Origin of the sequence: Commensalibacter intestini A911 (genome assembly GCF_000231445.1) — a bacterium.
GTDB lineage: Bacteria > Pseudomonadota > Alphaproteobacteria > Acetobacterales > Acetobacteraceae > Commensalibacter > Commensalibacter intestini.
The window spans coordinates 325,923-348,410 of the sequence record NZ_AGFR01000003.1 but is presented as its reverse complement, the minus strand read 5'-3'; the positions used below and the strand labels follow the sequence as shown (position 1 = coordinate 348,410).

Annotated in this window: 18 protein-coding genes and 1 pseudogene; 6 read left to right on the top strand and 13 right to left on the bottom strand. The window is 37.2% G+C overall.

All coding sequences use genetic code 11. The features are described 5' to 3' along the window. Positions 1-30: 30 nt before the first annotated feature. The 5 genes and pseudogenes from CIN_RS01925 to CIN_RS01905 all read right to left on the bottom strand — a co-directional run. Positions 31-411, bottom strand: a pseudogene (locus tag CIN_RS01925) (DUF805 domain-containing protein); the annotation flags it as partial. Positions 412-536: 125 nt separating this feature from the next. Continuing rightward, complete coding sequence (locus tag CIN_RS01920) at positions 537-1,007, bottom strand: membrane protein (RefSeq protein ID WP_008853370.1); 471 nt, start codon at positions 1,005-1,007, stop codon at positions 537-539. Between the two features lie 161 nt (positions 1,008-1,168). Next, positions 1,169-2,062 carry a LysR family transcriptional regulator gene (locus tag CIN_RS01915; protein WP_008853369.1) on the bottom strand — a complete coding sequence of 298 codons (894 nt, stop codon included), beginning with the start codon at positions 2,060-2,062 and terminating at the stop codon, positions 1,169-1,171. A gap of 258 nt (positions 2,063-2,320) precedes the next feature. Then, the gene (gene mfd, locus CIN_RS01910; RefSeq protein ID WP_008853368.1) at positions 2,321-5,794 is read right to left on the bottom strand and encodes a transcription-repair coupling factor; all 3,474 of its coding nucleotides are present in this window, start codon (positions 5,792-5,794) and stop codon (positions 2,321-2,323) included. A gap of 10 nt (positions 5,795-5,804) precedes the next feature. Continuing rightward, a complete protein-coding gene (locus CIN_RS01905) occupies positions 5,805-6,098 on the bottom strand; it encodes an FAD assembly factor SdhE (protein ID WP_008853367.1) in 294 nt (97 codons plus the stop codon). 60 nt (positions 6,099-6,158) lie between these two features. Here CIN_RS01905 and recG point away from each other — a divergent pair, with 60 nt between their 5' ends. Further along, positions 6,159-8,273, top strand: coding sequence for an ATP-dependent DNA helicase RecG (recG, locus tag CIN_RS01900; RefSeq protein WP_008853366.1), 2,115 nt, complete (start codon positions 6,159-6,161; stop codon positions 8,271-8,273). A 340-nt stretch (positions 8,274-8,613) separates the two neighbouring features. Here recG and CIN_RS01895 read toward each other — a convergent pair whose 3' ends face one another. Continuing rightward, positions 8,614-9,384 (bottom strand): DUF4145 domain-containing protein, encoded by a 771-nt coding sequence (locus CIN_RS01895; RefSeq protein WP_245527805.1) that lies wholly within the window; start codon positions 9,382-9,384, stop codon positions 8,614-8,616. Positions 9,385-9,506: 122 nt separating this feature from the next. Beyond that, positions 9,507-10,874: a prephenate-dependent tRNA uridine(34) hydroxylase TrhP gene (trhP, locus tag CIN_RS01890; RefSeq protein ID WP_008853364.1), complete on the bottom strand. Its 1,368-nt coding sequence runs from the start codon at positions 10,872-10,874 to the stop codon at positions 9,507-9,509. A 241-nt stretch (positions 10,875-11,115) separates the two neighbouring features. Here trhP and CIN_RS01885 point away from each other — a divergent pair, with 241 nt between their 5' ends. Then, positions 11,116-11,862: a carbonic anhydrase gene (locus CIN_RS01885; RefSeq protein WP_008853363.1), complete on the top strand. Its 747-nt coding sequence runs from the start codon at positions 11,116-11,118 to the stop codon at positions 11,860-11,862. 82 nt (positions 11,863-11,944) lie between these two features. On the opposite strand, the gene gltX is transcribed toward CIN_RS01885, so the two are convergent. The 4 genes from gltX to CIN_RS01865 all read right to left on the bottom strand — a co-directional run bounded on the left by gltX (position 11,945) and on the right by CIN_RS01865 (position 16,377). Beyond that, complete coding sequence (gene gltX / locus CIN_RS01880; RefSeq protein WP_008853362.1) at positions 11,945-13,279, bottom strand: glutamate--tRNA ligase; 1,335 nt, start codon at positions 13,277-13,279, stop codon at positions 11,945-11,947. A 40-nt stretch (positions 13,280-13,319) separates the two neighbouring features. After that, complete coding sequence (locus tag CIN_RS01875; RefSeq protein ID WP_008853361.1) at positions 13,320-13,712, bottom strand: hypothetical protein; 393 nt, start codon at positions 13,710-13,712, stop codon at positions 13,320-13,322. Between the two features lie 35 nt (positions 13,713-13,747). Beyond that, positions 13,748-14,863 (bottom strand): beta/alpha barrel domain-containing protein, encoded by a 1,116-nt coding sequence (locus CIN_RS01870; RefSeq protein WP_139016935.1) that lies wholly within the window; start codon positions 14,861-14,863, stop codon positions 13,748-13,750. Positions 14,864-14,976: 113 nt separating this feature from the next. Continuing rightward, complete coding sequence (locus CIN_RS01865) at positions 14,977-16,377, bottom strand: class II 3-deoxy-7-phosphoheptulonate synthase (RefSeq protein ID WP_008853359.1); 1,401 nt, start codon at positions 16,375-16,377, stop codon at positions 14,977-14,979. Positions 16,378-16,681: 304 nt separating this feature from the next. Between CIN_RS01865 and CIN_RS01860 the strand changes: the two genes are divergently transcribed. The 4 genes from CIN_RS01860 (at position 16,682) to CIN_RS01845 (ending at position 19,952) form a co-directional block, all read left to right on the top strand. Next, positions 16,682-17,503, top strand: a complete 822-nt coding sequence (locus CIN_RS01860; RefSeq protein ID WP_050798307.1) for a MetQ/NlpA family ABC transporter substrate-binding protein — start codon at positions 16,682-16,684, stop codon at positions 17,501-17,503. Between the two features lie 35 nt (positions 17,504-17,538). After that, positions 17,539-18,600: a methionine ABC transporter ATP-binding protein gene (locus tag CIN_RS01855; RefSeq protein WP_008853357.1), complete on the top strand. Its 1,062-nt coding sequence runs from the start codon at positions 17,539-17,541 to the stop codon at positions 18,598-18,600. Positions 18,601-18,640: 40 nt separating this feature from the next. After that, positions 18,641-19,294 (top strand): methionine ABC transporter permease, encoded by a 654-nt coding sequence (locus tag CIN_RS01850; RefSeq protein WP_040363848.1) that lies wholly within the window; start codon positions 18,641-18,643, stop codon positions 19,292-19,294. A gap of 244 nt (positions 19,295-19,538) precedes the next feature. Continuing rightward, positions 19,539-19,952 (top strand): hypothetical protein, encoded by a 414-nt coding sequence (locus CIN_RS01845; RefSeq protein ID WP_008853355.1) that lies wholly within the window; start codon positions 19,539-19,541, stop codon positions 19,950-19,952. Between the two features lie 8 nt (positions 19,953-19,960). On the opposite strand, the gene gorA is transcribed toward CIN_RS01845, so the two are convergent. After that, entirely contained in the window at positions 19,961-21,358 is a 1,398-nt protein-coding gene (gorA, locus tag CIN_RS01840) for a glutathione-disulfide reductase (RefSeq protein ID WP_008853354.1), read from the bottom strand. Between the two features lie 3 nt (positions 21,359-21,361). Next, positions 21,362-22,192 carry a ferredoxin--NADP reductase gene (locus CIN_RS01835; RefSeq protein WP_008853353.1) on the bottom strand — a complete coding sequence of 277 codons (831 nt, stop codon included), beginning with the start codon at positions 22,190-22,192 and terminating at the stop codon, positions 21,362-21,364. Between the last annotated feature and the right edge of the window lie 296 nt (positions 22,193-22,488).

Genomic DNA, 22,488 nt, shown 5'->3' with positions numbered 1-22,488 from the left:
ATCTATAAATAAATCTATTATTATAGATATTTATATAGAAGATTCACCTTGTGGCTTCTCACCAAATCTATTCTTGTCGCCACTTGGATAACTTGCAATAACCAATAAAATCCACTGACAAATAAAATTAATATACATATAAGGCAGCGAAATAAGCAGACAAAGCAACCAAACCCAAAACCATATTCCTCTTAAATTAAGATCGTGCAAGCGTCTAATACATAAACAAAAAGATGGGATAAAACTTAATAAAATATAAATCGTAAATAAAAGATGACACTCAAGGTAATAATTCTCGTATTGAATACGATAAACTAATCCAAAAGCATCATTAATTAAAAATAAAATAAAAGCTATGAAACTATTAATAATCGCAAAAGACCAAAAATCCACATTATTTGTCCTTCCTTGGAAGTAAAAATAATGATGCCATGCTTCTCACCATGCTTTTGGCATATTTTTGATAAACATCAATAATTTTTGAATAATTTCACTCATTTATAAGCCTTTATTTCTATTATCAACGGTAGCATACACTAAAAATAACTATGACTACCAATAACGGCTCCAATAATGGTAGTACAACTCATAATTAACAAGAACCAATGTAATTTTTGCACTAATTTATATATTTTTTCTGGATTTTCTTTAGATAATTTTTGAATTTTTTTATCTAGAAAGAATGGCTCTAGCAAAAATAACATCGCCATAAAAATTAACCATACGAACAACATGGCATGCATCCACCAAAAAGAAAGATGTGCAAACCAGTCCCATGCAGCCAAACGCCATACCATATAGAAACCAGATAATCCTGCTAGTAAGACTACAAATCTAGCTTGCCATGCAAAACGATCTTCAATTTTATTGAATAAATTTAATCTTTCCTGGATTGGAAAACAGCGTTTAAAAGAAGGTAACAAAATTGTCGTGACCATACATACTCCACCTATCCAAATAACAATAGATAAAACATGTATTGCCCGTGCAATAGCAAGATCATACATTTTATGCTCCTTCAAATGGAAATATATTATCCTTAAAATTATTTTAATAACTTTAGCATAAAATATCGTTAATATTTTGAATTTATAGGTTGTAAAATTATTACAAACCCATTCGATATCAAAGTATTAACTTTTGCATAAAATTTATAACATAAACTAAATTAATTTTGTTGTTGAAAAATCTTTAAAAACAATGAAAAAGCAAAACTATGTTGACGACGATTAGGATAATATAAATAATACCCAGGAATAGACGGACAGAACTCCTCTAAAACTCTTATCAAACGTCCCTGTTGTATCGCAATACGAACCTCATCTTCTGGCACATATACAAAACCAAACCCATCATATGCAGCCTGTAACATTTGCGTTAACGTATTACAAATAACTTGCCCTTCAACATGAACTTTAACTTCACGTTGATTAACATCAAATTCCCATGCATATAAATTTCCTGCTGTAGGTAAACGTAGATTAATACATTGATGTTTTAATAAGTCTTTAGGTTTTTTTGGAAGAGAACGCTTTTCTAAATAATTCGGAGAAGCAACTACAGCCATACGGATTTCTGGACTAATTGGCAAAGCAATCATATCCTTATGAACTAACTCTCCCAATCGTACCCCAGCATCATATTGTTCTGATACAATATCCTTCAAAGCAATATCCACATCAATTTCGAGTTTAATATCAGGGTACTCTCTCAAAAAATTCCGTAATTTTGGCCATAAGATAAAATTGGCCGCATGTTCATCCGCTGTTAACCGAATAGTCCCAGCAGGTTGCTGCTTAAATTCAATAACGCGACTCAGTTCTTGCTCCATCTCATCTACTCTAGGAGCAATACTTTTCAACAATAGCTCACCCGCTTCTGTTGGGGCAACACTACGCGTGGTGCGCATTAACAATCGAATTCCTAAACGGCCCTCTAAGTTACGCATCGTATGACTTAAAGCAGATTGCGACACACCCAATTTAGATGCTGCCTTGGTAAAACTGCGTTCTTTTGCTACGCTTAAAAAGACTAAAAGATCGTTAATATTTTTTTGCAACATATGAATAAACCAACCTATAGTTGTAATTAATAACTATTAGTAACATATTTATTTCAACAAATAAATAGTATCTTACAAAATAAAAACGATAAAGAATCATATATATTAATAAAACTATAATAGTCAAGTAACGCTCATATGCACTTATATTACCATGTAATATCTTTAATATTATTTAGCAAAAAAATGTACAAATAATTCATCAATTAAATTCGTGAAATTAATGAAAAAACACTCTTATTTTTTCATGAAAGTTTATTAACCGTTATAAATCTCCAATAATTTTTTTAACAAAAACTGTGTACGTTGAACTCTTTGCGCAAAAGGTGTTTCTCGTAAATAGACTAGTTTTCCATCTGGACGTAATTTCATATATCCTTCACCAATCCCAGCAACCCATTTGATCAATCCATCTGGATTTTTAAATTGATTATTTAAAAACTGAACAACAACTCCCTTTGGACCAGCATCGACACGTTGAACACCGACCTCTTTACATAAACGTTTCAAGGTCATAACTGCTAATAAATTTGAAAGCTCATCAGGAATTTCACCAAAACGATCAATTAATTCAGCACGCATCGCCTCAATTTCATCTTCTTGCACGAGATTACCAATTCTGCGATACAACCCTAAACGAACAGGTAAATCCGTTACATAATCTTCTGGAATTAATACTGGCAGCCCTAATACGATATTAGGACTCCAATCTTGATTTTCAACAGGTTGATTTTCACGCTCTGCCCGCAATGCAGCAACGGTCTCTTCGAGCATTTTTTGATAAAGCTCTACCCCAACCTCACGAATATGTCCGGACTGCTCATCCCCCAATAAGTTCCCTGCTCCACGCAAATCCAGATCATGGGACGCAAGCGTAAATCCTGCCCCTAAATTATCCAAAGACTGCATAATTTCGAGACGTTTTTCAGAGTTCTTAGATAAGAAATGATTTTGTGGCCAAGTTAAATAAGCATAACCGCGCTGTTTTCCTCGCCCAACACGTCCACGTAACTGATAAAGCTGCCCCAATCCAAAACGATCTGCTTTATAAATAATTAATGTATTCACGGATGGCATATCCAAGCCACTTTCAACAATATTTGTTGAAAGCAACACATCATATTTACCATCTCCAAATTCAGTCATCACTTGCTCTAACTCTGTCGGGGTTAAACGACCGTGAGCCTGCACCAACCGTAAATCTGGAATAATATCAAGCAATTGTTCTTGTAATGGTTGTAAATCTTGCACTCTTGGCACAACACAAAAAGCCTGCCCACCACGGAAACGTTCTCTTTGCAAAGCTTCACGAATGACAACACGATCAAACGGCATAATAAAGGTTCTGACAGCCAATCGATCCACAGGAGGTGTTGCAATCAAGCTTATTTCACGCATCCCTGTCAAAGATAATTGCAACGTTCTAGGCAATGGTGTTGCAGAAAGTGTTAAAACATGAAGCTCTTCACGTAATGCTTTTAATTTTTCCTTATGCGCCACCCCAAAATGCTGTTCTTCATCAATAATAAGCATCCCTAAATTGGCAAATTTAATATTTTTTGCCAACAAAGCATGTGTGCCAATCACAATATTAACGGTTCCATCTGCAACTTCTTTTTTAACTTGTGTTGCTTCTTTAGCAGTAACCATACGAGATAATTGCGCAACCTTAATAGGGAAACCTTCAAATCGTTTTGCAAAAGTACGATAATGTTGACGTGCCAATAACGTTGTTGGCACAACAACCGCAACCTGTGAACCACCCATCGCCGAAATAAAGGCCGCACGTAAAGCAACCTCGGTTTTACCAAAACCTACGTCCCCACAAATTAGTCGATCCATAGGACGACCAGAAGACAAGTCTTGAATAATATCTGCCACCGCTCTTGATTGATCTTCTGTTTCTACGAATGGAAACCCTGCACAGAATTCTTCCCATAGTCCTTCTGGTGGTTCTTCAATAGAAGCCTCACGCATTAACCGTGTTGCAGCTGTTCGCAATAAAGCATCTGCCATGTCGCGAATTCGAGCCTTCATCGTTGCTTTACGTTTTTGCCAAGCAGGACTGCCCAGTCTATCCAAAGCAACACCTGATTGATCCGAGCCAAAACGACTTAAAAGCTCTATATTTTCAATCGGTAAGAAAAGCTTTTCTTCACCAAAATACATCAACGACAAACAATCATGTGGCGCATTTCCAATCTCAAGATTAACTAGCCCTTGATATTGACCAATCCCATATTCTTGGTGGACGACCAAATCGCCTTCACTAATTTCTGAAGCTTCAGAAATAAACTGTTCTGCTTTTTTACGTTGACGATGTGGGCGAGCAATTCTTTCTCCAAGTAAGTCTTGCTCTGAGACCAAAGCAAAATTGTCAGCAATAAATCCATGATCCAAACCAAGCGTTAACAAACAAACTGGCCCTGCTTTTGATTGCTCGACCTCCGCCCAACTACTCAACGTTTGCGTTGGAATTTTATGTTCTTTTAATAACGTCGCAATTCGTTCCCTTGACCCTTTACTCCACGCGGCAATCAATGTCTTACGATTGGCAGAGCTCCATTCCGATGCTCGCTTGGCAAATAAAGAAAAAACATTTTCACGCTCTGATGCAGCAAGGCTCTTAGCAAACATAATGCCAGGCCGTCCGCCAGCATCCATACCTTCTGCCCCTTCGGGCATTGCAAATGGTTGAAAGGATATAATTCTATAAGCCGAGAGTAAGTTATTCCACTCTTCTAAATTTAAATACTGATACTCGGCAGGTAATGGACGATAAGGAACCTCAGTGGGTCTAACTGGTAGTTTTCTTGCTGCATAATGATCGGCAATCATTTCTAATCTTGGCTGCAGCGCCTCCTCGGCCTGATAGGCAAAAGATAAAGACATCTTCGGCACGTAATCAAAAAATGTTTCCATTTTGTCATGAAATAAAGAAAGCCAATGCTCTATCCCTTGATAACGCCGTCCATTAGAAACCGCATCATAAATAGGATCGTTGGTTGCTGTGGCTCCAAATAAATCGCGCCATTGACTTCTGAAGCGACTGATACTTTCTTCATCCAACGAGAAATCAGCCGTAGGACGCATGACTAATGCTTGAATAGTCCCTGTTGACCGTTGTGTAATGGGATCAAAACAACGAATAGAATCAACTTCGTCGCCAAATAAATCTAAACGTACAGGATTTTCTTCACCTGCCAAATAAATATCAAACAGATTTCCACGGACTGCGAATTCTCCAGCTTCCATCACTGTATCTGTGCGATTATAACCTTGAGAAACTAATAGATCGATTAAGAATTCCTGATCTAAACTATCCCCTTGCTTCAAGTTCAAAGCACGACCAGAAAAAACAGAGCGAGGAGCCACCTTTTGTAATAAAGAAGAAATCGTTGTTAAAACTACACGTGGTGCCGTTACAGGCTCCAATAGTCTGGTCAACGTTGCCACACGTTCAGAAACAACTGTTTTATTCGGTGATACCCGATCGTAAGGCAAACAATCCCAACCTGGAAAATTAAGCACCTCTAATGACGGATCAATAAAATTCAACAGCTCAGCAATACGGATCATATCCGCATCATTACGAGCAACATGAACTAATGTTTTCTTATCTTTTTTAAAACATTCAGCCGCATGATTTTTTAATAAAAAAGCATCATACCCCTCTGGAACTCCCCATATTGGCAAAAAACGACTATGCTGCGTTGATGAGGCGTCCCCCATTTTGAATCTCCTACTCTGTCTTTAAATGTATATCTTTGGCGAATTGACACATATGATGCATCATTGGAATATTTAACTCTGTTGGTATTGCCTTAAATCCTGTAAGCCACAAAGTCAAATCTGCATCTTCAAAACTCATAATATGTTCTAATATCGTCAATTCCTCTACTGACATATCAGAAATATGATGTTTTACAAAACGACCAATTAATAAATCAGCCTCATAGCTTCCACGATGATTTGCTTGATAAAGCAAACGACGTTTGCGAATTTCTAAATCTTCCATTGCTTCTTTTTGATCCATAATACAATATACTTTAGTATATCAACCTTATTATTGTTTAAAATATGACCGAGCCAACATATGGGTGAAACTCCTCTTTCATCAACAACACAACTTGCATTATCCCCTTTGCTTGCTCCTTTATCTAATCTAGATGGAGTTGGCCCTAAAACAAGTCAATTACTTGTGCGGGCTGTTGGCGGACATAGAGTCATTGATTTATTATTTCATCTACCCAATTCGATTATTGATAGACGCTATCGCCCAGAATTGAAAAATGCAATCCCTGGACGGATCGCCACATTAAAATTGCAAGTCACACATATCGAAAAACCTCAACGAAGCAAACAGCCTTGGCGTGTTCATGTGACGGATGGAACTGGTAATGCAGAGCTTGTCTTTTTCTCTCAATGGCAGGCAAAAAAAGTCCAACCCAATGCAAAGATTATCGTTTCTGGAACTGTAGAAACCTATAATAATCGGCTACAAATTACAAATCCTCATTATCTAGAGCCTATTGAAAATGAGTTTATGATCCCAGCCATTGAACCAGTCTGGCCATTAACCGCAGGATTATTTCCAAAAAATCTATATAAAGCCCTACGTTCAGCATTATCAAAATGCCCTGAGCCCCCAGAATGGATTGATCCAACTCTTATTCAACAACATCAATGGCCAACTTTCAGAAAGGCACTCCACCTTCTACATTTCCCAAGTGATTTTCCTGAGCTTTTTGATAATCAAACTTATGAAGCAATGGAAAGTAGAGCGCGTTCTCGCTTAGCTTTTGATGAACTATTCGCAGAACAGCTTGCCATTGGACAAGCTAAACGAACTTCACAACAAAGCCCTGGCAGAGTGTTAATCGGTGACAATAGCCTTACCAATCAAGCATTACAAAAATTTGGGTTTGCTTTAACACAATCTCAAGAAAAAGCATTACGCGAAATCAAACATGATCTTAAGCAACCTTTTCGAATGCTCAGACTATTACAAGGGGATGTTGGATCAGGGAAAACGATTGTTGCTTTACTCACCGCGCTACACGCTGTTGAAGCTGGATATCAAGCCGTCATTATGGCGCCTACAGAAATCTTGGCAAGGCAACATTATGCAGTATTCTCAGATTTATGTTCTGTAGAAACCGTCTTTTTAAGTGGATCTATCAAAGGCAATGCCCGCAAAGAAACATTAGAAAAAATCCAAAACGGAACTGCGAAAATCGCAATAGGCACCCATGCTTTATTTCAAGAGGGCGTTGAATTCCACAATCTTGCCTTGGTCATTATTGATGAACAACATCGTTTTGGTGTCGAACAACGCATTAAATTAGGGGATAAAGGAGAGAATACAGATATTCTCGTCATGACCGCCACCCCTATTCCGAGAACGTTACTCCTCACCCGTTGGGGAGAACTGCAAGTCAGTCGAATTACTCAAAAGCCAGCAGGACGCAAGCCTATTCAAACCACCCTCCACGCTTTGGGGAGTATGGATAAAGTATTACAAGGAATTGAGCGAATGATCTCCCAAGGCTGCCAACTCTTTTGGGTTTGCCCTTTGGTAGAAGAAAGCGAAGTCATGGATCTGGCTGCGGCAAAAGATCGTTACCTTTCCTTAAAACATCATTTTGGTGAAAACAATGTCGGGCTGGCACATGGACAGCAAGAAAGTAATGAACGGCAAGGGGCTCTAGACCTTTTTGCTCAAAATAAAACCAAAATCCTTGTTGCCACCACCGTTATTGAAGTGGGCGTTAATATTCCTAATGCCAATATTATGGTCATCGAACATGCAGAGCGATTTGGTTTGGCTCAACTACACCAACTTAGAGGACGTGTAGGTCGCGGAGAAAAACAATCTTACTGTCTCTTGCTTCATGATGATAAAATCAATTTTACAGCAAAAAAACGCCTTGCCCTTTTACGGGATACAGAAGATGGCTTTTTAATCGCTGATGAGGATTTTAAAATCAGAGGTGGTGGCGAAGTAACAGGCCGTCGACAATCTGGACTACCAGACTTTAAACTGGTCGACGAAATCCGTTTAGAACAATGGATTAACCCTGCTTGGCAAAGTGCTGAATATTGGTTTAACCAAGGAAAGATGGCTTCTCTTCAACAAAAAGAAGCTATTGAGTGTTTACTTTTGTTATTTAACAAAAACAATTCTGGACGATTATTAAGATCAGGCTAGATTATAAATTCTTACTTTTATCGTCTTGTTTTTCTAGCTCATTCGTTGCGCCCAATATAAAACTAGAATTGATTAAAATTCTCATAAAGTTAGGAAATTTCAATAAACATAAGTAATGGTGCTTTTAAAAGACAAACATTATGGATAAAATTAGTATGATAATTTACTTCAACATGGATCTTCACACCTTCTTTGAATCTCCAGATCAAAAGTGGATCATCCCAAGGCTTGAACAAGAATGAAAACTGATATCTACTCAATAAACTAGACCACGGAATCATGTGACTGCGCTATCACGTGCAAAACAATGCATAAAATTCTTAGCAAAGCTAGAAGTATACTAGCTCTTGCGTGGTGATTTTTGTCCAGCTTTATCTATACCGATAGTTTTGATTTTTGCTAATCTTCGTTGATCCTCATCACGTTTTTGTTGTTCTTCAAAACTTTTAATATACCATTCTTCAAATAAATTTTCTATTAACTCAATCAACATCTGAACCTCATTAGGATCAACATCAATAATGACGTTAACGTCCTTTTCCATATGAGCACCAATATTGCCAATCTCACGAATAGCATCAATCGCCTCATACAAATCAGGAGGAATTTTATCTTTAATTTTATTAATCTCTAGATAAAGATTACGTTCTTCTACCTTCCAAAAATCTCTAATCATCCCTTGCAAATATCTTCTAGCTAACGTTGCTGATGCTTTAGGACTTTTATTTTTGATTAAACAAGCTTCATTATAATCAGACAAAATTGCCTTAGGTATATAATCTGGAAATAATCTAGCAGAGCTATCAGGAAGTAAAAAAAACTCTTTATCTTCTCTTATTATACCCTCTCCAAATTGTTTTAATTTCATACTAACAGAATAATTTTTACAATTAGCATTTGTGCATATAGCACACACTACAATTATATCGAATGACCGATCATACTTACCATAATGATACAAACTTCCTCTGATTATTTGACCATTTCCATCAAATTCAGCATAATTATCTAAACATATTGTATGCTCTTGATAGTTTTCTCCAGATTTTTTCATTTCCGTATTGCAATAAGAACATTTCCAAACTTCATTTTGGCGCCAATATTTTGTCATATTAATTTCTTTATAATAATTTGAGTTATTATAGTTTTACTTCAAAAGTGTAACAATTAAAAACAAAAAAAGGCTGATCTTTTTTATAAGACCAGCCTTTCAAAACAAATTACAAAAAACTCTTATTTCTCATCTAAGTACCGCATCAATAGCGCATATTCCAACTGCACATCATCAGCAATAGGAATATAAACCGTATGACTATTGCCGGGAGCAATTGTAGCTGCCTCGCCTTTGGTATTTTCCATTTTTTCAAGCGTAAAGCTGATATTGCCTTTAGGGGTCATCATTTCTAAACGATCCCCCACTTCAAAACGATTTTTCACAGTGACTTCTGCCAAACCATTTTGATGTTCGCCTGTAAATTCACCAACAAATTGTTGTTTAATGGAAACCGAAGAACCTGTTTCGTAATTTTGATAATCATTATGTTTATGACGTTGCAAGAAACCTTCTGTATACCCACGATGCGCCAAAGATTCTAATGTATTTAACAAACTCGGATCAAAAGGACGACCGGCAACCGCATCATCCATTGCTTTACGATAAACTTGAGCCGTACGCGCAACATAATAATGCGACTTCGTACGCCCTTCAATTTTCAAAGAGTAAACCCCAATATTGACTAAACGCTCTACATGTTGAATAGCACGTAAATCTTTAGAATTCATGATATAAGTACCATGCTCATCTTCAAAAGCAGTCATTTCCTCTTCAGGTCGAGTGCCTTCGCGTAACACAAATACTTTATCAGTCGATGGCCCCTCACCTAATGTTGGTTGAACCTCTTCTTCTTCACTTTGACAACAACCTTCATTCTTTGCTGATTTCTTGCTAACAATCTCACCAACTTCGTTTTCAGTGCCTTCTTCTACACCATACTGCCAACGACAAGCATTGGTGCAAGTTCCTTGGTTCGCATCTCTATGGTTAATATATCCAGACAATAAACAACGTCCAGAATAGGCCATACATAATGCGCCATGAACAAAAACTTCCAATTCAATCTCTGGCACATTCTGATGAATTTCTTCAATTTCCTTTAAAGACAATTCACGTGATAAAATCACACGTGTTAAGCCCAATTGGTTCCAGAATTTAACCGTTGCCCAATTCACCGCATTGGCCTGCACTGATAAATGCACAGCCATATCTGGGAAAGCTTCACGAACCATCATAATTAATCCAGGATCGGACATAATCAATGCGTCTGGCCCCATTGCCACCACTGGTTCTAAATCTTTAATAAATGTTTTTAATTTCGCATTATGTGGCGCAATATTCACCACCACATAAAAACATTTTCCTTGAGCATGAGCTTCATCAATACCAATTTTCAGGTTTTCATGATTAAACTCATTATTCCGAACTCTTAAGCTATATCGCGGTTGTCCCGCATATACTGCATCCGCACCATAAGCAAATGCATAACGCATGGATTTTAAAGTCCCCGCAGGGCTTAATAGTTCAACTTTCAAAGGATGTGACATTTACCAACAACTAGTTTTTGAATTTAAAGGAAAGATCTTTTAACAAACTATATAAGAGTTTTAAATGATTTTATAAATAACTTTGTTAAAAATTAATGTATTTAGAATATATTTATAGAAACCAATAACATTTTATGAATATAAATTATACCCCTAACCATTCGGCTATATTGTAACAAAATCAATAGCATTATAAAAATTTAAAATAAACTTATTCCGTGATTTTAACAGGTTATATATTATGAAATTCCCTTATATTTTATTATTGGCTACTTCATTTTTAATCTCTACTCCAACTGCATTTGCAGAAGAACAATGGGGATATAGTGGCAATATCTCTCCTGAATATTGGGGAAATATTTCTCCTAAATTTACAGAATGTAAACAAGGAAAGTCTCAGTCCCCTGTCAATATCATTCAAACCACAAAATTACATACACAACATTTAACCTTCCATTATCAATTAACAACAGAACATATTGTTAATAATACCCATACCGTTCAAGTCATTGTTAGCTCTGATAAAGACTATCTCATTTTTCATGATAAAAAATATTATCTGAAACAGTTTCACTTTCACACCCCTAGTGAGCACCATATTCATGGGATTGCTTACCCTTTAGAAATTCACTTCGTTCATGCCGATAAAGATGGACATTTATTAGTGTTGGCAGTAATGGCCGAAGAAGGAATGAAGAAAAACCCAGAACTTGAAAAAGCTTGGAATGTAGTTTCCCCTCAACCAAACAAAGAAGAAGTTATGACTAAACCTTTCAATATTAATAACTTCCTTCCTAAAGATACCAGTTACTTTCATTATACAGGATCTCTAACAACGCCCCCATGCCTAGAAGATGTAACTTGGATTGTTCTCAAACAACCCGTTCAAGTCTCTGAAGATCAAGTCGATCGTTTTGAAACATTAATGCAGCACGATAACAATAGACATGTTCAACCTTTAAATGGTCGTAAAGTTGACGAAGACTAAAGGGAATATAAGTTTCAAATAAAAAAGGAGTTTAGAAATCAATCTAAACTCCCCTCTTACTATTAAATTATTTATTTTTCTCTTAACGAGAAACCGCCTCTTGCAAACGACGTAAAACGCGATCACGTCCCATTAATGGCAACATCCCTTTCATTTCAGGGCCTTTTTCTTCACGTGTTAATGCCATGCGCAATGGATGGAACAAAGATTTTCCTTTTCTACCGCTAATTTCTTTTAATTTAGCAGTCCATTGTCCCCAAGTTTCTTCATCCCAAGGATTTTCTGGCAAACAATCAATTGCTTGTTGCAAATATTCTTTATCTTCTTCTTCAACTTCTGGGATAATGTCCTCATGAACCAAATCCCACCAATATCTAGCTTCCGTTAACAAATCAATGTTTGGACGAACAACATGCCAGAACTCTTCTGTGATAAAAGATGGAAGACGATCTTTAACTTCATCAAAACTCATTGTATGCAAACATTTTTTATTCAAAATAAGCATTTGTTGAATATCAAAACGTGCTGGTGAGCGAGAATAAGTTGATAAATCATAATCTTTAGCTAATTCATCAACATTCAGCAATTGAGGATCACGTGAAGTCCCCAAACGTGCAAGATAAGAAACAATTGCTTTTGATTCTAAACCATCTTCACGCAACTCTTTCAAAGAAACACTGCCTAAACGTTTAGAAAGTTTACCACCATCTGCATCCATCAATAAAGGTAAATGCGCAAATTTGATATTATTGGGTTTACCTGTCAACGCTTCAATTAAATCAATTTGAACGCCTGTATTGGTTACATGATCTTCACCACGAATAATGTGAGTAATATCCGTTTCCAAATCATCAACCACAGATGCTAATGTATACAGAACCGTGCCATCTGCTTTGATCATAATAGGATCAGAAATCGACGTTAATTTAACGCGGCATTGTCCCATAACCAAATCATCCCATCTGACTTCACGATCAGAAAGTTTAAAGCGCCAATGCGGTGTCTTACCGTTTGCTTCCGCTGATGCACGTTGCTCTGGTGTTAATCGTAACATTGCACGATCATAAATAGGTGGCTTATTTTGACGACGACGTAATTCACGTTTGAAATCCAATTCTTCTTTGGTTTCAAAACATGGATATAAACGGCCAGATTCTTTCAATCGTTCAATCGCTAAATTATAACGATCCATACGATCAGATTGTTTCATATATTCGTCCCAAGAAAAGCCAAACCATTCTAATGCTTTGTGAATTTCACGAACATATTCTTCTTTAGAGCGTTCAACGTCGGTATCATCGATACGCAACATAAACTTACCGCCATGACGGCGTGCATACAAAGCATTGGCAACAGCTAAACGAGCATTTCCTACATGCATTAAACCAGTAGGACTTGGGGCAAAACGTAATTTCATCTTCAAAACTTATCGCTAATTAATTATATCAAAAAAAGTATTATTCTTCGTCATCTTCTGGAAACTCGTCTTCGTCAACCAAACGACGAGGATCCAACGAACGCCAATCACATTCCATAGGCGTTGCTACATTCTCAACAAAGCCCATAATTTCATCAGAAGAATTCCAGACAAACTCATCTTTCTTCATGACTTTAACATCTTCACCAAATGCAGACCATGCATCAAAAATCTCTTGATTAGTTGCCCCTGGAATACGACAACGTTCTACACTAGCCCGAACATATGCATGCGCAAAAACAGTCGCATGTTCTTCATTATAAAAATCATTTATAATTTCTACGACTTTATCTTCAGCATCACTGGAAAGGTCAAAAACATGAACTGTATATTCACTTTTTACTTCACCTGCTTCATTTTTTTGACTATCCAAAGACTAATCTCCTACAACGCATCTTCATCTCTAAATTATAAGCCCGGAACATATTGACGTGCAAAGTTAATAAGAAACTCACGCCCTTGTTTGACTAAAGGTTGGCCATTATAAGCAATAATATCTGCTGTTGCATAGGTCTCACTCCAACGTGTAGGAATAAATGACCCTGTTCCAATACAATCAACAGGTGCTTTAGCCTCGGCAATCATACGACATTTAGCAACATCAAACCCAGAAGAAGCAATTAATTTAACTTTGTTAAATCCAGCTTCATCCAGCTTTTCACGCATCCACCAAATAGCTGCTGCTGAAACACCCATCCCTGTTAAATCCGTCAACTCTTTTTCAGAGCAATAACGTTGTAACGTTTCTGGAGCATGACGCATAATCAAAGCGTAAGATGACTGACGATCTAATCCTTCTAAATATCGACCACCATGCGTATCTAAACGTAGTGAAATTTTGCCTTGCGCAGCCAACTCTGGGAAACGTTGGCAAACTTTTACGCCATCTGTGACTTCTCTGCCAAAATAATCAACCAACACACCAAGTTGATATTGTGGAAACTGTTCATGAAACATCTCAGCTGCACGTACGGTAGAACCTGCATAGCCAATCAACGCATGTGGCATGGTTCCCATCCCAGCATCAAGTCCAAACATCTTGGCTGTACTTGCACTCGCTGTACCAATGAACCCTTTTGCACCACTCTTTTTTTGAGCTGCTTGCGTGCCAACCCATGCTGCATATTCAACCAATTCTTGCATTTCATAACCAGCACAATGACGCGCACCCATTGCAATAAAATCAACTTCTGGCAAGGTCTGTGCCATTTGAAAAGCATTACACGCTGCAACACAACACGCACCAAGCTTTTGCAACAAAATTGTTTCTAAAACAACAAGCTGAGCAAAAGATCCTTTTATGTATAAAATAGGCTGTCCTGCACCTACCCATTCCCCTTCTTGAAAGGCAACATAATAGGTAGCATCAATCTTTTCTTCTGCAAAAATCTGATCCAACCATTGTAATACCAAACGTGGAGCTGATAAAACAGGACGACGCAAGAATACTGCATAAACGACTTCTTTATCGCCATAATGCTGAACAATATGCTGTGTTCTATTAAAATAAGCATCTGTTCGCATCGCAACCGCCTCTGCATTCGCGGGTTGTTTTACTGAAACCAAATTACTTAATACAGAATCCACAGCGTGCTTATTATCATTAACAGTCATAAAATGCTCTTTCAAAGCCTATATTATTTCTTTTTATTTGCTGCAAAATCACGTTGAGCCAACTCTTCTGCAACTAAAAACGCCATTTCTAAAGATTGCTCTGCATTTAAACGTGGATCACAGAATGTTTGATAACGTTGACCAAGGTCTGCTTCTGTTAAATGATGAGCACCACCAATACATTCTGTTACATTCGCTCCTGTCATTTCAACATGAACTCCACCAGGAATAGCCCCCTCTGATGCCATCACATCAAAAAAGCCCATAAGCTCTGATAAGATTGAATCAAATGGACGCGTTTTAGTACCATCACTTGTAGAAATCGTATTACCATGCATTGGGTCTGATAACCATGTTACAACCTTACCAGATTCCGTCACTGCTTTTACAAAAGGAGGTAACAATTCTTTAACTTTGCCAGCCCCCATTCTTACAATCAAAGAAATACGTCCAGCTTCATTTTCTGGATTTAAAATATCTAATAATTTTAATAAATCTTCGATATTTGCACTTGGTCCAACTTTAATGCCAATTGGATTTTTAATCCCACGTAAAAACTCAACATGAGCACCATCTGGTTGACGTGTTCTATCTCCAATCCACAAGAAATGTGCGGAACAATCATACCATTCGCCAGAAGTTGAATCAATTCTGGTTAAGGATTGCTCATAAGGAAGCAACAAGGCTTCATGAGATGTATAAAAATCTGTTTCTTTAATTTGTGGTGTATTCTCACCAGTCAAACCACAAGCACGCATAAATGCCAATGTTTCATCAATCTTTTCAGATAAAACACTATATTTCTGTGCTAAAGGAGAACGTTGAACAAAATCTAGATTCCAACGATGCACTTCGTGTAAATTTGCATACCCCCCAGTGGCAAAAGCACGAACCAAGTTTAATGTGCCTGCTGATTGGAAATAAGCAAGCTCCATTCGTTTAGGATCTGGAACTCTAGATGCTTCAGAAAATTCAATCCCATTAATAATATCACCACGATAAGACATATGGCTGACATCACCTTTGGTTTCATTATCAGATGAACGTGGCTTTGCAAATTGCCCTGCAATACGCCCAATTTTAACTACAGGCACTTTTGCTCCATAGGTTAAAACAATTGCCATTTGCAAAATAACGCGGAAAACGTCACGAATAATATCAGCCGTAAATTCTTCAAAAATTTCTGCACATGGACCACCTTGCAATACAAAAGCTTGCCCTTTGGATGCCAACGCCAATTGTTCTTTCAATCGACGTGTTTCCCCTGCAAACACTAAAGGTGGATAACGACGTAATTTCTCTTCTGTTTCGGCCAAGACATATTTATCAGGATATTCTGGAACATGTTTAATTGGAAAAGCACGCCAGCTTTCTGGTTTCCAAGAAATATGTTTCGCTCCAGACTTCAAAGAAGTATCACTCATCGGATATATCCTAATTAATAATTATAAAGTTACAGAATTTAAAATAACGCTTTATTTAACGAATACAATAAAAACTTTTGTGTCTTGATAAAGCCTTAAATATTGTATCGTATTTTTAAATTTTTCCTATCAAAAAAAATGATTTCTGCGCAAAATAATCGTTTTTTATCCCCTCTTTTAAAAGATATAATCTTCATTCACTGTAGTTTAAGGATTGTTTTTTTCAAATTTTCCTATAGATAGTTAAAAATAATTTTTAAATCAAACGGATCATTTTCACTTGCATTAACAAGGGTCACTGCTTATGTTTTCGTCATTATCTCGCAGAGCTATCATCATGGGTTCTGTTGCTTTTGCTTTTTCTGCGCTTGTAACTGTTCAATCAAAAGCAGCAGATTCTAAACAAGAAACCATCAAAGTTGGCGTCGTCTCTGGCCCAGAAGAAGATTTAGCCGTTGTTGCTAAAGATGTCGCAAAAACCAAAGGGTTGAACGTTCAACTTATTGATTTTGATGATTACAACCTTCCTAATGAAGCATTAGTGGGTAAAGATATTGACGCAAATGCGTTCCAACATATTCCTTTTATGGATGCTCAAGTCAAAGCACGCGGATATAAATTAGCTGTTGTTGGAAAAACATGGGTTGAACCTTTAGGATTTTACTCTCATAAAATCAAAAACATCAAAGATCTTCCTGATGGCGCAAAAATTGGCATTCAAAATGATCCTTCCAATCAAGGTCGTGCATTAAATCTTCTTGCAAAACAAGGGTTAATTAAACTTAGAAAAGATGCCCCTAAATTACCAAGCTTGGGTGATATCTCTGAAAATCCTCACCATTATGATTTTGTTGAACTTGACGCAGCTCAACTTGCTCGTTCTTTAGACGATGTAACAATGGCATCTATTAATACAAACTATGTTATTTCTGCTAAAATAGATCCAAAATCAGTGCTTTTACAAGAAGACCGTCTACATAATCCATATGCAAATATTATCGTTGTCAGACAAGGCGATGAAAATCGTCCTGAAATCAAAACTTTAGTCGAAAGTTTTCAATCTGATGCTGTAAAAAAAGCAATGGAAGACAAATATCACGGAGCCATTTTGCCAGCATGGCAATAATTTCTGACCAATGATCTGACCAAGTAAAAGTAATAATGACCTTATCTCCTTCTGATATCCCGAACTCAACCACGCCTGTTGTTGAGTTTAAAGAAGTTTGCCGTGCCTTTAGTGGCCATGTCGCATTATCCAATTTGTCCTTTCAAGTAAAAAAAGGAGAAATTATGGGTATTATTGGCCGTTCTGGTGCTGGGAAAACGACATTATTACGTTGCTTGGCAGGCTTGGAAAAACCCGATACTGGTGAAGTTCGAATTGAAGGTAAAAATATTGCTAATTTACCTCGAAAAGAACTCTTGCCTTTACAGCAACGGATTGGATTGGTCTTTCAACATTTTAACCTATTAAGTGCAAAGACCGTTATTGATAATATTATTTTACCGCTTAAAATTTCTGGTCTTTACGCAGGGAAACACCATGAAAGAGCAAAAGAGCTATTAGAACTCGTTGGTTTACCTGATAAAGCAAACGACTATCCTGCACAGCTCTCTGGTGGGCAAAAACAACGGGTTGGGATTGCTCGCGCCTTAGCAGCAAATCCAGCTCTCCTCTTATGCGATGAAGCAACCTCTGCGCTTGACCCCGAAACTACTCGTTCTATTATCGACCTTTTATTACAAATTAATAAACAGCTAAAACTAACGATTGTTTTAATCACACATGAAATGAGTGTGGTTCGTTTACTAGCAGATCGTGTAATTGTACTAAACAAAGGTCAAATTGCTGAAGAAGGTCATGTTACACAGATTTTCTCTCATCCAAAAACAGACATAACAAAGCAGCTCTTAACCGAAGAACGTCCAACTCTACCTGATAGCATTACACGTTTACTCCATAGCGACCCTTTACCCAATGATTACGCTATATTGCACGTAATTATGTTGGGTACCGTGGTAAGAAAACCTTTAATTGCAGACTTGCAAAAAGATTATAATATCTCAGCATCTCTACTTGAGGGAAGCATTTCTCATATTCGAGAAACACCGATTGGCACTTCTTTTCTAGCGGTTCCCGCCGATGATTGTAATAAAACTATTGACGCACTAAACGATATGGGCGTTGAAAGCGTTGAAAGTCTTGGCTATGTCTCTCTTTAACATCGATCAAATTAACCAATATATTAGCCATATTAGCAATATATCCCCATATCAACTAGACCAACTTTACAAAGCAATTGTAGAAACCTTTGAAATGACCATTGCTTGTGGGGTCTTAACTTTTATTGGTGGACTTCCTATCGCTTTATTTTTAATTATTACTGCACCGGATGGACTGCGCCCTGCGCCAATTTTAAATCGTATCGTCAGTGTAATCATTAATATTTTCCGATCTATCCCTTTTATTATTCTACTAGTCGCTTTAATTCCTGTTACTCGATTTTTAGTCGGAACAGCCATTGGAACAGAAGCTGCTATTATTCCCCTTTCAATTGCAACGATCCCTTATTTTACACGAATTGCTGAAGTTTCCTTAAAAGAAGTAGATAAAGGACTAATAGAAGCTGTTCAAGCTATGGGCGGAAGTAGAAAACGTATTATTTGGGATGTTCTTTTACCAGAAGCCCTACCAGGGTTAATCTCTGGTTTCACCGTTACAATCATTCTTATTATTGGAATTTCTGCTATGGCTGGAACCATTGGTGCTGGCGGATTAGGACGTTATGCCATTCAATATGGTTACCAACAATTTAGATCTGATATCATGGGTATCGTGATTGTTTTACTTGTTATTATGATTTCTGCCATTCAATGGTTGGGAGATTACTTAGCCAACAAAGTCAATCATCGCTAATGGTAAAATAAAGTCTTCAATATATTGTTTATTGCAGGCTTTTAAAATACCTCTAAATAATAAGAATAATAAATTATACTAAACTATTATTGGTGCTTTACACAGGTATAAATATTAGAGCCTGTGTCTAACTGGTTGAATAAATCATTTGTAAGTTATATTTTCTTGTAAACACTATATAAAATAAACAATAATTGTAATAGAATATAATTGATACCGCTGATAAAAATAAAAGGAAATACAAATGCACTGGCTAAAACGTAGCTTATATGGGCTATTCCTAATCACCCCTTTATGTATAACAAACAGTTATGCACAAGAGACGAGTGGTAACTCTGGCGGTGCTGCTACATTACCAGGTCTTTCTGGGCAATCTGCAAATATACATACACAAACTCCTGGAAATGCTGGTTCAGCTGGAGGTGAACATATTACTGTTCGCGGTCACAGAGCCCCTCCTCCAGGATATAGTTATGCACCATCAATGGACATGACCAAAGGTCCAGACCCAGAGCATCAACGCGCTTTAGCCGAATCAAAAGATTCTGTTAGTGGTGCAAACCTTTCCCGCTATGGAACCGCTTATAGAGAAAGCGGCCCAATAGGTAATGCACAAGTTGGAGACTCAACAGGTGGAGCTTGGTTAACCCCAAGATAATTAATAAATTATGATTTTTGGCTAGTTCTTGTTACTTGTCTCAACGTAACAAGTTCTTCAGCTGAAGACGGATGAATACCGATGGTTTGATCAAAATCACTCTTGGTCAAGCCAGCTGCAATCGCCACGGCAAAGCCTTGCATAATTTCAGGCGCATCATCACCCAACATATGTAAGCCAACTACATTTTGTGAAGCTTTATCAACAATCATCTTGATGTAAGTTTTAATTTTACGCTCAGTAAATACATATTTCATCGATGTAAACTGAGAAATATAAATCTCTACCTCACCTTTTTGCTCAGCTTCTTCTTCTGACAATCCAACACTAGCCAAAGGCGGATAAAAGAATACCGCTTTCGGTGTCGCATCATAAGCACTTTTACGCACTTTCCCTGCAAAGAGACGGTCTGCCAACGCATGCCCTTGGGCAATCGCAACTGGCGTTAAATTGATCTTATCAATCACATCACCAATCGCATAAACATTTGACGCAGAAGTTACAAAATCATCATTTACAATAATCTGTTTTTTCTTAGTAATCTCAATCTGAGCATTTTCTAAGCCTAAGCCCTCAATATTAGGATGACGACCCGTTGCAAAAAATACACAATCAGTTTCTATCACTTCACCATTATCTAAATGAAGCTGATAAGCATCACTACTTTTGGTGACTTTTACAGGAGATTTTCCTGTATGTTGTATAATACCAGAACGTGCAGCAATCGCATCATGAAGCGCTTGACGCATATCCTGATCAAACCCACGCAAAGGAAGAGGTTGACGATACACCAAATCAACCTGAGATCCTAATCCAGCAAAAATACCAGCAAATTCAATCCCAATATATCCAGAGCCTACAATAGAAACTCTCTGAGGGCGCTCTTTGAGATAAAAAGCCTGATCAGAGGTAATCGCATACTCTTTTCCCTCAATATCTAAAATACTTGGAGAAGATCCTGTCGCAATTACAATATGCTTTGCGGTAATATTTAGCAGGCCTTGCGCATTATCTTCAGATAACACACTCTGAGCAATATTAATGGTATGCGTATCTTTAAAGGAAGCTGCTCCTCTAAAAATCGTAACACCCGCTTTTTGCAACATAGAAACATAGATATCATTCAGACGATTAATTTCTTTATCTTTCGCCTGAATGAGTTGTTGCCAATGATGATGTCCTTTTTGCGTATCCCAACCATATCCATGACTATCTTCGACCAAATCGCCAAAAGTGCTGGCAAACATCATGAGTTTTTTCGGAACGCATCCAATATTGACGCAGGTTCCACCCCAATGTTGTTTTTCAATAATGGCAACTTTTGCACCATGTCCAGCGGCAATTCGTGCACAACGAACGCCACCAGAGCCTGCACCAATAACAATTAGGTCAAAGTCATATGTCATGAATTATTGCTCCGCAAATGCTTTTTCGATTACGAAAGACCCAGGAGAATTCCCATTGCCTTCAACAAAGCCTCTTTTTTCAAGAATAGCTTTAATTTCCACCAACATCTCTGGAGAACCACAAATCATTGCACGATCGAGTTCGGGATCCATCACTGGCAAATTAATATCTGAGAATAATTTTTCATTATTCACTAATGTCGTAATACGATCACGCACAGGGAAATCTTCGCGAGTAACAGTTGGATAATAAATTAATTTCTTTGCAATATCTTCCCCAAGGAATTCATGGTTAGGCAATTCCTTAGTAATATAATCACGATAAGCCAACTCGCCTACAGTACGCACACCATGTGTTAAAATCACGTTATCAAAGTTTTCATAAACTTCAGGATCGCGAATCAAGCTCATAAATGGAGCAAGCCCTGTGCCTGTAGAGAAGAAATATAAATTACGTCCTGGCTTTAAGTTAGATAAAAGCAATGTCCCAGTAGGCTTACGACCAATTAATACCGTATCCCCCACTTGCATATGACATAAGCGAGAAGTTAATGGGCCATCAGGAACCTTAATAGATAAAAACTCTAATTCTTCTTCATAATTGGCACTAGCAATACTATAAGCACGCAATAAAGGTTTGCCATCGACTTCAATCCCGATCATACAGAATTGACCATTTTCAAAACGTAAGCTAGATGTACGAGTACATGTAAATGAGAATAAACGATCCGTCCAATGATGAACCGTCAATACTTTTTCTGCATTTAAATGACTGTATTCTTTGGTTGGATCTGTCAGGCGAAAAGAATCATCAACAATTATCGGCTCAGACATTATAAAAAAGCTCCTACAAAATTACCCTAAATTATTGCGTAAATAAAAATTATTCACATTTAAAATGTAATTTTAACCTATTCCCATTCAAAATTGAACAGTTTTTCAATACTCATTGTAATTTTTTTAATTTTTACAAAAATTATCACTACTCTTTTAATTAAATAATAGTTAATATCATGCTTTAAAGATATTTAAAGTGACAAAGTAAAAATCAGTATATGATAAACATCTTTTGTTATATTCAAAGTCTGTTTACACTTTCAATTCTTTCTTTGATTTTATTCTCTTTGCAC